This is a genomic window from Shinella sp. JR1-6, assembly GCF_004284735.1.
Taxonomy (GTDB): Bacteria; Pseudomonadota; Alphaproteobacteria; order Rhizobiales; family Rhizobiaceae; genus Shinella.
Map to the genome: position 1 here is coordinate 1 of NZ_SHMI01000009.1, position 12,172 is coordinate 12,172.

At 57.0% G+C, this 12,172-nt stretch carries 11 protein-coding genes, 1 tRNA gene and 1 pseudogene; 7 read left to right on the plus strand and 6 right to left on the minus strand.

All coding sequences use genetic code 11. The features are described from left to right. Window positions 1-407: 407 nt before the first annotated feature. Window positions 408-644: pseudogene (locus EXZ48_RS16935) on the plus strand (transposase); the annotation flags it as partial. 297 nt (window positions 645-941) lie between these two features. Then, on the plus strand, window positions 942-1,511 hold the full coding sequence (locus EXZ48_RS16940) for a site-specific integrase (RefSeq protein ID WP_130517184.1): 570 nt from the start codon (window positions 942-944) through the stop codon (window positions 1,509-1,511). Window positions 1,512-1,542: 31 nt separating this feature from the next. Here the strand turns inward: EXZ48_RS16940 and EXZ48_RS16945 are convergent, their stop codons facing one another. Then, complete coding sequence (locus EXZ48_RS16945; protein ID WP_130517186.1) at window positions 1,543-1,953, minus strand: DUF6626 family protein; 411 nt, start codon at window positions 1,951-1,953, stop codon at window positions 1,543-1,545. A 123-nt stretch (window positions 1,954-2,076) separates the two neighbouring features. Here EXZ48_RS16945 and EXZ48_RS16950 point away from each other — a divergent pair, with 123 nt between their 5' ends. From EXZ48_RS16950 to EXZ48_RS16965, 4 genes are all read left to right on the plus strand, one after another. Continuing rightward, window positions 2,077-2,550: a hypothetical protein gene (locus tag EXZ48_RS16950; RefSeq protein WP_130517188.1), complete on the plus strand. Its 474-nt coding sequence runs from the start codon at window positions 2,077-2,079 to the stop codon at window positions 2,548-2,550. A gap of 781 nt (window positions 2,551-3,331) precedes the next feature. Beyond that, window positions 3,332-5,032, plus strand: a complete 1,701-nt coding sequence (locus EXZ48_RS16955; RefSeq protein WP_130517190.1) for a hypothetical protein — start codon at window positions 3,332-3,334, stop codon at window positions 5,030-5,032. A 65-nt stretch (window positions 5,033-5,097) separates the two neighbouring features. After that, entirely contained in the window at window positions 5,098-6,357 is a 1,260-nt protein-coding gene (locus tag EXZ48_RS16960) for a hypothetical protein (RefSeq protein WP_130517192.1), read from the plus strand. A 2-nt stretch (window positions 6,358-6,359) separates the two neighbouring features. Further along, complete coding sequence (locus EXZ48_RS16965; RefSeq protein WP_130517194.1) at window positions 6,360-7,208, plus strand: hypothetical protein; 849 nt, start codon at window positions 6,360-6,362, stop codon at window positions 7,206-7,208. 21 nt (window positions 7,209-7,229) lie between these two features. On the opposite strand, the gene EXZ48_RS16970 is transcribed toward EXZ48_RS16965, so the two are convergent. The 3 genes from EXZ48_RS16970 to EXZ48_RS16980 all read right to left on the minus strand — a co-directional run bounded on the left by EXZ48_RS16970 (window position 7,230) and on the right by EXZ48_RS16980 (window position 9,811). Beyond that, window positions 7,230-8,009, minus strand: a complete 780-nt coding sequence (locus EXZ48_RS16970; RefSeq protein ID WP_165909367.1) for a DUF2958 domain-containing protein — start codon at window positions 8,007-8,009, stop codon at window positions 7,230-7,232. A 316-nt stretch (window positions 8,010-8,325) separates the two neighbouring features. Next, window positions 8,326-8,772, minus strand: a complete 447-nt coding sequence (locus tag EXZ48_RS16975) for a DUF6641 family protein (RefSeq protein WP_130517198.1) — start codon at window positions 8,770-8,772, stop codon at window positions 8,326-8,328. A 127-nt stretch (window positions 8,773-8,899) separates the two neighbouring features. Beyond that, on the minus strand, window positions 8,900-9,811 hold the full coding sequence (locus EXZ48_RS16980; RefSeq protein WP_165909368.1) for a flagellar hook-basal body complex protein: 912 nt from the start codon (window positions 9,809-9,811) through the stop codon (window positions 8,900-8,902). Here EXZ48_RS16980 and EXZ48_RS16985 point away from each other — a divergent pair. Then, window positions 9,780-10,391, plus strand: coding sequence for a hypothetical protein (locus tag EXZ48_RS16985; RefSeq protein WP_130517202.1), 612 nt, complete (start codon window positions 9,780-9,782; stop codon window positions 10,389-10,391). The two genes, EXZ48_RS16980 and EXZ48_RS16985, sit on opposite strands and share 32 nt — an antisense overlap. Before the next feature lie 11 nt (window positions 10,392-10,402). Here EXZ48_RS16985 and EXZ48_RS16990 read toward each other — a convergent pair whose 3' ends face one another. Together EXZ48_RS16990 and EXZ48_RS16995 are read right to left on the minus strand one after the other, a co-directional pair. Continuing rightward, window positions 10,403-11,863 carry a site-specific integrase gene (locus EXZ48_RS16990; protein WP_130517204.1) on the minus strand — a complete coding sequence of 487 codons (1,461 nt, stop codon included), beginning with the start codon at window positions 11,861-11,863 and terminating at the stop codon, window positions 10,403-10,405. 204 nt (window positions 11,864-12,067) lie between these two features. Continuing rightward, window positions 12,068-12,144, minus strand: a tRNA-Arg gene (locus tag EXZ48_RS16995). Between the last annotated feature and the right edge of the window lie 28 nt (window positions 12,145-12,172).

The following is a 12,172-nucleotide window of genomic DNA, read 5'->3' on the forward strand; positions in this document are numbered from 1 at the left end:
ATGCTGGTAGCGATTGCACTGGCGAACAAGATGGCCCGAAGAATATGGGCAATGTTGATGAAGCAGGAGGATTATCGAAACCAGGCGTTGGTTGTGGCCTGACAAGAACCGGCTGCGAGTAGCAGAGCCGGCGATGAGGTGCGAGAAGTCGACGACCTGAATGGGCGCATGATCGAACTGATCGGGATTGGGAAAACCAGAACATTACTCAGGGTCTGTAGCCCGTGTAGGAGATTTGGACCCGATCCGCAGATCACCATACCGGCCAGCGGTCTTTCGAAGTGCCGCAATAAAAGGCCTGACAGAAGACCGCACTCGATCACACGTCAGAAGGGTTGGAAACTTCTTGCGCAACGGACGGCAACCACAGAAGTAATGTTGGTATTATGAATATCACCACCCATTAGATGCAGGTCCTTTCGGAGCCTGAACGTTGGCGGCGCTGGAGCACGGCAGAAAAGCTGGCCATTGTCCATGAAACCTACGAGCTGGACGCGACGGTGAGCATCGTCGCGCGTCGGTACGGCATCCAGCCGAACCAGTTGTTCGCCTGGCGCAAGCTGGCGCCACAAGGCGCGTGTGCGGCGACGGCCTCCGAATACCGGGCGCTTCAGAATCAGGTGAAGGAGTTGCAGCGCCTTGTAATCCTTCTTGATATACCCCGTTGCGGTGCTTTTTCGATTTTGGGTCTGGTTGATTTGAGTAAGTTGCTACCTGTGGCGTTCTTGCGCAAGGAAGTTGCCTCCATTGTTTGGAATCACGGTCCTCTAAACGTTTTAAAAGGAACCTCAGAAAATACGCATTTTCTTAGGTCTCGTCGTCTTTGCTCGCTAACCTGCTGCACCCAAAGAGCAATTTTCCGTCAGCAATAGGCTCTCGCCCTTTCTGATCATCGGCAACATAACGAACGGCATGAAAACGTTGCCTTTCGTGAGGTTCTGATGAAGCAAGCTCGGGTTTTAACGGATGCGGAATTCAAGCGGCTGCTGGCCGTGGTCGCGCAGATGAAGCACGCGGGACGCAACCGGCTGGCGCTCATGTTGTCGCATTTCGCCGGATTGCGCGTCGGGGAAATCGCGGCGCTGACCGTGCGCGATGTCATCGACAATGAAGGCAAGGTGCGCGAGCAATTGCGGCTGAGCGCGGAAGTCACCAAGGGCGGGCATGCTCGTGTCGTGTTCCTGAATGAGAAGCTGCGCCGGGAAATCGAAAAACACAAGGATGAGTGGTCCCAGGATCGGCAGGCCGATACTCCCTTGCTGTTAACGCAGAAACGTACGGCATTTTCCGCGAACACGCTCTGCCAATTGCTGGGGCAGCTTTATCGGAGTGCCGGTCTGGAAGGGGCTACGTCGCATAGCGGTCGCCGCTGGTTCATCACGAGGCTCGCACATTCGGGCGTCAGTCCGAAGGTCATCATGACGCTGGCGGGACACCGCAACCTGACAACGACGCAGCGATACATAGATGTGCGTGATGAGATGATGAAAGCCGCGGTGGATTTGCTGTAACCGAGTTGTCGGGACAACGACCGCTCGTCTGTCAGGGCATGACCATCCGCCCGCGCGCCAGCCAGCTCGAAAGCTTTTCTCTCAAGGATAGCGGAATGCTGGAGAGGCGTTGTCGCGGTTCATCCCGAACCGATTCTGTTGTTCGATGCCGAGATACCCATTCCAGCATATCGGCACGGTGTTTGCGGTCGCGTTCGTGCCGCGTCGCTTCCTCGTGAAGCCCTGCCAGTGCCGCATCGTCATGGGCAATGCCATCTTGTAGCTGTCCGGCAAGATGCGCGATGACTTCATCCGGCACCTTTCGATCCCTCGCACTCATCGATGTGAGATAGCTTTGTCCCTTGCCGAGCATCCGCGCCGAGAAATCGGCTTTGCTCTGCACGAGCCCCAACTGCTGCATTCGTTCGCAGACTGTTTCCAAAAATTCGATTTCGTTGTTCATTTTGCTCCCTCCCTGCGACTTGCGCTTTTTTGCCCCGTTTGATGCGGGGTGCTGCTGCTGATCCATAAATAGCCGGAGATATTTATCGGATGATGCTGCTGACTAAGCAGCGGGAGAAACGGCATGGAATACGACTACCGGCACAAGAAGCGTCTTCGCCAGGCGTGGGTAGAATTCGTGGAGGCATTCGAGCCCAACTTCTACATCACGCTTACGGATCCAACCGAGCCACACCTCGCAACGATGCGGGAAAAGCTCGGCAAGCTTTGCGGGCGTATTGACCGCGCCTTGCTGGGCAAGAAATTCGCACGTTATTTGCCGCATGAAAGAACCGACGGCATATTCTTCATCGAACATATCGGCAGCAACATTCATGCACATGGCTTGCTGCGCGTGCCGAAAGCTTCTTTGAAAGAATTCGACGCGCTGACGAAGATGCAATGGCATCGCGTCTGCCGCGACGGCAAATTCGATCTGCAGGAGGTCTATGACCGCGCAGGTGTCGCCAGCTACTGCACCAAGGAAATGACCCGCTTCGGTTTCAACCCGGACCAGGTCGCTTTCACGCGGGATTTCATGAAGGAAATCTCGAACTAACCTATCGCATGCTGTGACAGCTTGGCATCGCTGAGTATCGAGCAGCCCAACGCGGTATGGCCGAATTTTCCAGAACCGCTTTTCCTACAGAGCGGTAATTGAATTCTACCAGCAGATGACAAGGTTCAAGAGAACCAAGAACGTCTTCGAAATACATGCGTAGACCCTGATGCGGTCGAAGACGACAAACACTCAAACATCGAGACTATCGAAAACCCCACCTAAGTAACGGCCATTCTGCACACTGTCTTTTCGCAGAAAACTTCCTTTTAGAGGAACATAAGGCCATTTTTCCCTTACATTTCAATGAAATTAACCATTTCTTTACTATCTGTATTGACAAATTTCAGCCTCTCCCGCATATCGCTCCTCATCGTGGCTCCGGCTTATTGCCAGCCGGGGAGACCGTTCATGTGTCAGCAGAGCGGGAAGTGGAACGGGGCGGTTTAAGCCCCAAAACCAACCCATGATGCAGCCTTCGGGCAGCTTCCCTGTTTGCAGCAGGCGAGGCCGGTTTTCACCAGCATCATGGGGCAGGCAGGTGCAGCTCCGAGAGGGGCGCGGTTCAAAAAGAACAGTTAAAATTTCCATCCGCTAGCAGATGGAAATCTGTCCCCGGCAGGGGCTATCGGAAACGGTAGGAACCGTCAGTATAGAGGCGGCACCAACAAGAGACCGTTCTGCGATGCGGCTCACCAAAACCGGGTAACTCCGGGGGTGAGCCGTTGTGCGCAAACAGGAAGACGCCGTGGCTCACCTTTCGAACTAGAAAGGTGACATCATGTCCAAGAAACTTGAAACCGTCGCGTCCTCATCTGCCGTTGCAATCGCAGCGGCTTCGACCTCCGGCGCCGATCTCGTCATCGATGACATTCCTTCTGTTGCTCCTGATCACGGCGCTGCTGATGTGACGCGGTGGTATGAGACCACCCAGGAAGTCTCAAAGTCCGCGACCGAGTTGCAGACGCGTAGCGATAAAGCATCGCACAAGATGCTTGCAATGATCGTGCTGGATGCTGAGTTGCACGACGTGGAATTCTATAAAGCCGAGATCAAGATCCAGAACATCGGCCTCCCGCAAAACAAGGATGCGCTTACGCTCGCTATGGTTTGCCATATGGGCATCGACGTCACGCACACTGACAAGACGATCAAGAACAACAATTCAAAAGCCTTGAACCGATATGTCAGTGCTGGCCGCCAGCTCCGTACGGAAGCTCTGCGCGATAATAACGGAAAACTCGGCGCGTTCTTCGATGCGCAAGGCGTGGCTAGCTTGATGAGGATTATCGCCGATAAAGGCGGCATCAACGCGTTGATGAAGCTCCACTTGGAGGCAAAGAAAGGGAACGCCAGCACCGATCTCATTGCGCTCGACACCGAGGATTTGGCCGAGCTTCGTATGCAGAGATTTGCAGATCGCCTCGCCGGCGGCAACGAGTTGATTGTTGGGTTGGGACGCCGAGAGAGCGAAAAGTCCGTCCTGGTTGAAGAGGAGATTCGGCTTACTGCTGCCGCAAAGAGCGCGATTGCGTCACAGTTCTCTTTCCCTCCTAAGGATGTGAAGTTCCTGAAAGAGCTTCTGGCCGTGGGGCGTTGCGTGCCGGAGATCGCGACCAATATTCTCGTGGACCGTTTCGATGATCCCGACGATAAGTCTGCGCCTCGCCGGTTTACTCGCCGTCACTACGTCTTCGATCCAGGTGGAAATATCACGGTTTCCTCGATCCTGTCCGACGCGAGCGTTATCGTCAAGGTGGAGCCAACGGGCAACCTGCTCGGGATGCCTATTGAAGGCCACGTTGCGTTCCGCACACAGCAGGTACGCTCCGTCGAGGCGAATCTGGCTGGCGATCGTGCCGATGCTTTCGATTTGAGTGTGGAGGGTGCCACCGACACCAAGAACGGTGTCGCGCGTATTGTCTTGTCGTCGCAGGCGGCAGTGAAGGACCAGGACGGCAAAACCAAGACCGTCTCTATGTTGGTGCAGCAGGTCTATTCGAACTCCGGCGTACTGCCGCTTGCGCTCGTCACCTTCACCCCGAAGTCCATGATCGCCGGCGTAGATGTTCTTTCGGCAATGAAGGAGATCGCGGCGGCGTGCGGAGATGCCATCAAAAAGACGAAGCCCGTCAAGATCGCCGGCTCAAGGGGTAAGCTCACGTTCTCCGTCGGTAAGGCGGAGAGGTCCATCAATCACTCGGATGTGCCGACGAATTTTTCGCTCAACGTCCGTGCCGACGACTTCTCCGCGGTCTCCAGCGCGCTTGCCGATCTCGATATCACCACCGGTATCGCATTAGGCCTCGACCCCGAAATGCTGGTGCTGAGCTTCCAGACTACGTCGGCCTCCTACTCGGTCTACATCCCGAAGCAGGGCATTGATGGGAAGCGTTCCGACCGCTTCATGCGCAAACTGGAGCCGCAGGTGTGGCCGGGTCTCGCTTCGACCGAGGGCAGCGAAGCGGCTGAGGCCGAGTGACCTGCAACGTGGGGAGCGCTTCGCTCCCCACTCTCTCCCTTCATTCCGCTAAAAGGAATACCGCGATGAAGTTCAAAGATCATTGGGCCGACTATGCGCGCTATCTACCAGCGCCGAACGATCACTTTGTGAAATTCGCCGAACAGGCGACCACCAGCGCGCTCAAGAAACGCCTTCCGAGAGGCGTTCGCGCTAAGCACACGAACTTTCTAAATCCGGCATCGCCGCTCTTTTGTTGGCCCAATGTACTCTACACGGCGACCTTTGCAGTCGGAAATGGCAAGCCAACCATCATTTCCAACCGCGACCGCACGAAAACTTTTGTCCTTGGTGACAGCGGCGGTTTTTCGCTGATCAGCGGTGCGGTCAGTTCGTCCATGGGGTCATGGCGCGCGGCCACCCTCGATTGGCAAGAAGCCGAATGCGACGTCGGGATTATCGTTGACGTTCCGACCCGCGCGATCGACGTGCTTGCCAGCGGCTATACGAGTTTCCAGTCATGCCTTGATCAGACCGTCGATAACGCGAAATTCGCCATCGGCAATCGCTCACGGCCTGATCTCAAGTTGCTCGCCGTCTATCAGGGCCGGACAAAATTCGAGGCTGACAAGTGGGCCGGGGTCATGGAAACCTTTCAGCCGAATTTTGAGGGCATGGCCATCGCTGGACATACCCGATTGGAAATAGCCGATTGGATCAGGCGGTTCCGTAGCATGATGGATCGTGGGCTATTCGATACCGTGGCCCACATCCATTTCCTTGGCACTGCCCAGCCCCGGTTTGCCGTTCTCGCGACCGCACTTCAACGGGCGTTGCGGAAATATGTGCGCGCCGATCTCGCCGTCACCTTCGATAGCTCGACCAGTTTCACCTTCGTTCAGAAGTTCGGCCAGATCGTTACGGGACTTCAGGCGGATCGGAAGGATTTTCGCTTGGTGAACCACACCATGCCGAACCGTGGCGGCGAATTTAACTCGCTGACCCCGTTCCCATATCGCAGCCCGCTGGCGGATCTTTGTACGGTGGGTGACTTCTTGCCGGGTACAGATCCGACCACGACCCCGTCAGATATGGTCGGAAATAATATGCTGTCGCACCATTCCGTTTATTCTGAGCTTTCTGCGATCCTCCAGGCCAATCGGCTCGTGGACATGGCTCAAGAGGGGATGAACGGCCTCGTACCCTACGACATCTCTCTGGCTATCGGGATGATTGACAAGGCCATTGCTGGGTCCGGCCAAGCTCTGATCGATCTTCAACGGCTCCTTAGTCGACCCGGTAGCAAAATCACGGCGAGGGTCGAAGACCGCGCAGACGAGGCGTGAAGATGACCCATCGGCACCCGTTCGGCGCCTATATCGTCAGCTACTTGCCCGATGGCCTTGGCATGCGAAAAGAACGCCGCGACGACCTCGTAGCGGTGCTCGACTGGTGGATGACGAAAACTACCATCCCGATCACCATCGTTGCATCGAACTGGCGTTCTGCCGACTTTGCGCTGGTCGGCCTCTCCATCGACATTGCGAAGCTCACCATCGTCGAGCGGCCCGGCCAGTTGCTTATCCTCAATCGGATCGCCTGCCTCGAAGCCTTCTATGCCAGCGAACACGATTGGGGGATTATGCTGGACGACGATGCTGTCCTGTACGATGGGCCGCAACACAATCGTGGACCGCGCTTGTTCCCCGAGATGATCGCCAACGGAATTGCAGCGTACGACGGCGTGGACGTGTTCTTTCCGATCAATCCGCAAAAGATCGGCTTCTCACCCATCTACGCGGCCGATCCTCCGCTCTATGCGGCGCATCACGTCTTTCAGCGTAGCATAGACGTCAAGGGCAGCATGTTTGCTGTGCGGAACTTCAGGAAGGAAGGCAAGCCCGTCGTTTTACCCGATCCGAATTTTACCCTGCATGGCGAAGACCGGCACTTTGCGCTTGAAGCGGTGAGGACAGGGTATTCGGTCATGCAATGCGGAAACATCGTGCTACGGGAGCTTAGCGGCACCAGCCATTTCGGCGTAGATCGAACGGCCCAGATGAAAATCGGCTACACGAGGCTCGCGCAGATGTATTCGAACGAAGGCTTGGCGATGAAGCCGGACAGCCATATGCACGACCTGAAGCAGTTTTGGCAAAATTGCTGGGGAAGCAGACGCAAGAAGATTATCGTTTGAGTAAGTGCCGGCGTTATCGTCTTAGCTCGACCGTTCTTCTGCCCGGAATGAATAATCGTCATAGATCGTGCGGCCTCGCAGCTTCGCCATTGGCGGATTCTCCCGGTACGCCCGATCGAAGACGCTGGCAACCGCTTTCGATGACGGCGGGACAGCGAGCCGGGACACATTGCCGGCAAGGGAAAATTCGGAAAGCTCGGGCTCTTCGACGATCCTGCCGGTCATCGCGGCAGCTTCCAGATATGCGCTGATCGGCATGGAAGCCGAGAATGTTTCGTCACGGACAAGCTCGATGCCTAGCATGGGCCGCAAAGCCATGATGTCGGAAATCCACAAAGGCTGAAACACTGGCCCGCCGTCGGTGAGGTTATGCAGGGCATCGACGGCATGACCGCATAGCCGGCTGCGGGTCAGCAATAGGACGGCATCGCTATTCGGATCGTAGAGCCGAGCGACCGGCGGGAAATTTGCCTCCGGCCGAGCATGCCATTGAAGGCGGCGCAGTAGCGTTTGCGGGAACAGCCGTCGGTACCGGCCGGGTTGGTCCATCTCATGAACAGTGACGGATTTGCCCTCGGACAGCGCGAACAGCAGGATTGCCCGCCATGACAGCGCCGACAGGTAGCTTCGATGGAATATCTCGCCATCGACCTCGTAGCGCAGGTTCAGCGACGTGCCTTTGCGCTTGATCTTGTAGAGGCGTTCGGACCCCACATGAAGGTCGGTCATGAACAGCATGGCCAAGTCGATATGTGCCTGTGGCGGTTTCTCGTCGTGATCGTCGTTTGAGGAATTCTGCATCTGGTTTCCGCTTCGGTTCGGCGAAAACAAAATTCCAGATGGCACAAAGGGCGAGTTCAAAGTGGAGCCCCGCGGAACAGGGACAGCGCACAGGCTCCGGGGGGCAAGTTTTGCGGGGCAACGCGCATCAGGCAGAAGCACAGAAGCATCAAGGAATGCGGTCCGGCCCGAAAACATTACCGCATAGCGTACCGACCTGACCGCGCGTCCGTGACGCTCTTTGACAGCGTTCCGGCCCGGCCGGAACGCACGAAGGCCATAGGATCATTCATGATCCTATGGCCTTCGGATGCTTGTCTCGCGAAAACTGCGCGGTTTACTTCGGCTTGCGCAGCATCTGGCCGCGCTCAGCGGCAGCGGTCGTCAACTGCGCGTCCAGCTCACCGGCGCGGACAGCTTCAACCAGCGTGTCGATGACCTTCGGCAGGGCGGAAAGCTCGCCGGCCTCGATGGCGTTCTTGTCCTTGGCGAACTCGATGGTCTTTCCGGCATAGCGGATCGAGAAAAACACCTTGCCGTTGCCATCGGTGAACCAGCCCTGACGCACGCGCTTGGGAGCCTCGACCTCGACGCGGACGCCTTCGGCATTCTTCTTGCGCACGATATGCGTGGGCGTGAACGCCTGACCGGCGATCTTCGCCTCGGCCATCTGCTTTTGCTCGGCCAGCGCCGCGATCATCTTTTCCCGCGCACGCTGCACCGGATCGACGGCAGCGCGAACCGGGACTGCGGAGGTGAGCTTGAGAGCCTTGAGATGGGACATGCTGTGATCCTTTCCGAAACCGTTGAACGTGTTTCCCGGATAAAGCCGTCTGCCAAAAGGGCGAGCAAAGAGTTCTGCCGAACGCGCCGCCCGACCACACTTGGCCGAGCACATCGGCACAAAGGCGTCAGCGTTTCAGGTTGACCAGCACTTCCATCAATTCTGAGCCGGTCTGGAAGACCTTGGAGTTCGCCGTGTAATTCCGCTGCGCTTCGATCATGCTCGTCAGTTCCTCGGCAATGTCGACGTTCGAATCCTCCAGCGCGCCAGAAAGGATCGTCCCGAAACCGCCGTTGCCGGCATAGCCCATGACGACGACGCCCGACGCGTTGCTCTGCGTGTAGATGTTGCCGGGCAGCGTATTCAGCTTGTCGGGGCTTTGAACCGATGCCATGGCGATGCGGTATTTTGCCGAGAGCTCGCCATTGTCGTACTTGAGGAAAATAACACCTTCATCGCTGATCTCGTAGCCGACGACCTGGCTGGCTCCATTCCCGTCGATCTTGCCGTTGGAAACGCCGAAATCAGCGGCAAGCTGCGTGGAACCGGATATGTCGATGTCGAGCGGATTGAGCACCGCGCCGCTATCCGTCAGGCCCAGGAGCGATAACGAAGCGGGCGTGACGAGCTTGCCGCTTGCATCGAACTGCAACTCGATCCCACCCGGCATCGCCGGACTGCCGTTGAACGTCTGGCTGATGGTGGACGGGGCGGGAAGCGATGTCAGGCCGACCTGTGAAATCGTTACCGGGCCGAACAAGACGCCGCCGCCGAGATCCAACTGCGGCAGCACGACATCCTCCGGATCGATGTAGTCGCCGGCTGCGTCGAATTCGTCCGCATGCAATTGATCCGAAAACAACACGTCTCCGGCATAGCTGACCGTGAACTCCCAGCCATCGGTGGTCATCACATAGTCGCAGTCGAGCACCTGCAACGCGCCGTTCTGGTCGTAGAAGGTCGAAGGGGCCGAATAGGTCGTTCCGACAGGTGCGGAGGCATCCAGATTGCCGGAGACGACGGCGGTGCTCGATGGCAACCGGCACTTCCGATATGAGCCGCTGGAGGCGGCTATCCTTGATCACGTCACGGAAATCAATCTCGCGGAGACGCTGCAATCGGCACGCTTCGATGACACCGTGCGGGAGCTTGATGGGACCATCGCCGGTCTGTCGCTGCAACTGGAGGAGCTTCGGCGGAAGGAGCAACGGCTAGCACAGATAATCGAGGATGATACCGCACCGCCAGATGCCGTGGTCGATTTGCTGAAGGCCCGGCAAAGCGAACGGAAGGCCATCGAAGCCGAGCTAAGGCACCAGCAGGCAGAACGACAGCGCCGGTCAATCCGGCACGAGAGCCCCATGGAAACATGCGACCGGATCGGCAGGCTGCGAGACGCGTGGGAGCAAGCCGAAGACATGACCCGATACGACCTTCGCTCGGAGGCACATGCCGCGATAAGGGAGATCATCACCGAAATCAGCTTTGACAGCGGCGATTGCTCAACGACGCTGATCGTGGAAAACGGCATCGTCGTGCATCAATTTACCGATTGTCGAGCCTCCCATCGACATCAAAAGTGGTGCGCGATGCCAGTCACGATAACGAGAGCCGCTTGATGCGGCTGGTACTATGCGCGCCGCCCGCTGTATCTTTGCGATAGTTTGTCAGCGGTGCGCTCGGTGGTCGCCCCGGCTTTCAACTCGGCTAAGCGTTTTTCCAACAAAGCGATTTCGTCGTAGGTCTCGTCATCAAGCAGCTTCGGTTCCTTCATCAAGTCCTCCTCGCCGGGGCGAAGGAAGTCCTTGATCTGCTCGGTGTTGACCTGCGCGTAGTGCTTGTCGATCATCGCAATCGAGGTGCGGGTGTTGCGAGCGACATGGTGGACCGAGACATTGTTCGCGAGCATCTGCGAGATATAGAAATGCCGGAATGAATAGGCGGTTCGCTTGACGCCTCGGTTGTCGTATTCCAAATCGGCCGCTTTGAGCAAGGCGTTCAAACCGCGCTGGAACGACAGGATGGGCTTGCCACTTGCATCCGCAAAGACAGGATCGTCATCGGTGGGCTCGCGGCCTACCTCGCCGACAAACACGTTCCACAACATATGAAGGGCCTGAATCGCACCATGCAGTGGCACGGCATTTCCATGTTTGCTTTTTCCATGGACTTGTAGCCGGGCGTCCTGCTGGAAAAGCGGAAGGTCTTTTGTATCGCGATAGCGGAGAATATTGCGCCATTTGAGGTTCTTCGCCTCCGTGGGGCGCAGGCCCGAACTTGCCATGAACTCGATATAGGCGTGCAGACGGATACGATCCGACCGCACGCGGCTGGTGAGCGTGCTTTGCGTCCAGACCCGACCGTCTTTAGCCTTGATGAGCCTCACCGATTGCTGAGGCTCGCTGATCCTCTCCAAGCTCTTGCCGAGCAGACGTTCGTATTCCTCCGGCGCGAACCCCGGACGGCGCGTGTCGGGTTTCTTTTTCGCTCTGACGGCCGGGATTATGATCGGCTTGCAATAGCCCCATTTCGCCGCCTGCTCGAATAGCTCGCGTATGATGACCATCTCGCCCTTGACCGTACTCAAGGCCGCGACCTTCCGCGGTGCAGGGCGAGTGAAAACCCGGCCATCTTCGCGTTCGCACTGAATCTTCTGAATGTGGATGCCAGGACCCGCTGTCCAGTAGGTCTTGCGCCATTCCAGATATCTTTCGATGTCGGCGGTGGTGATCGTCTCGATGGCGCGGTCTCCGAAGTAACCGACAGGGAAACGGCGAATGATCGGTGGCCAATAAATCGGGTGATATTTGCTGCGTTCATCGCGCTCTGCCTCTGCCACGACCTTTTCGATGAACTCTTCCGCCACCTCGACAAAGGAGCGGCTATCCAGCGAAAGGCCTTGCTTGTTGCGAAAGCTCTGCTCGTGCCAGATTTCGTAGGCGCGTTGCAGCGCCTCTTCCTCGTTCGCGGTTCCCAGCGTCCTTTTGTATTGTTTGCCGCCGAGCGAATATCGCATCGACCAGTTCCGCGTACCTTCCCGCTGGAAGAGCGAAAACGGGGTCTTCTTCGTTGAGGCCGGGCTTTGCAGCATTACGTGGGGCACCTTTCGAGTTGCTATGGTCGGTGCGCTGCGCTGAAACTGCGCTAGCGACGTGTCCAAGCCCTGGAAGGCTACCTTGAAATCATTGAAGAATTCCCAAGCGCATGCGCTACTGGGCTAGGACTGAGCTAGCATATTTCCAGCCCATGCCAGAACAAGAAAAAACTGATAAAATAATGATTTCAAACGGTTATATGGCGCACCCGGCAGGATTCGAACCTGCGACCTTTGGAATCGGAATCCAACACTCTATCCAGCTGAGCTACGGGTGCCTGCCTTGGCGATGACTCGCCTATCCGA

Coding starts and splice junctions, on each gene's coding strand:
- EXZ48_RS16940 (WP_130517184.1), top strand. CDS start 942: ATGAAGCAAGCTCGGGTTTTAACGGATGCGGAATTCAAGCGGCTGCTG.
- EXZ48_RS16945 (WP_130517186.1), bottom strand. CDS start 1,953: ATGAACAACGAAATCGAATTTTTGGAAACAGTCTGCGAACGAATGCAG.
- EXZ48_RS16950 (WP_130517188.1), top strand. CDS start 2,077: ATGGAATACGACTACCGGCACAAGAAGCGTCTTCGCCAGGCGTGGGTA.
- EXZ48_RS16955 (WP_130517190.1), top strand. CDS start 3,332: ATGTCCAAGAAACTTGAAACCGTCGCGTCCTCATCTGCCGTTGCAATC.
- EXZ48_RS16960 (WP_130517192.1), top strand. CDS start 5,098: ATGAAGTTCAAAGATCATTGGGCCGACTATGCGCGCTATCTACCAGCG.
- EXZ48_RS16965 (WP_130517194.1), top strand. CDS start 6,360: ATGACCCATCGGCACCCGTTCGGCGCCTATATCGTCAGCTACTTGCCC.
- EXZ48_RS16970 (WP_165909367.1), bottom strand. CDS start 8,009: ATGCAGAATTCCTCAAACGACGATCACGACGAGAAACCGCCACAGGCA.
- EXZ48_RS16975 (WP_130517198.1), bottom strand. CDS start 8,772: ATGTCCCATCTCAAGGCTCTCAAGCTCACCTCCGCAGTCCCGGTTCGC.
- EXZ48_RS16990 (WP_130517204.1), bottom strand. CDS start 11,863: ATGCTGCAAAGCCCGGCCTCAACGAAGAAGACCCCGTTTTCGCTCTTC.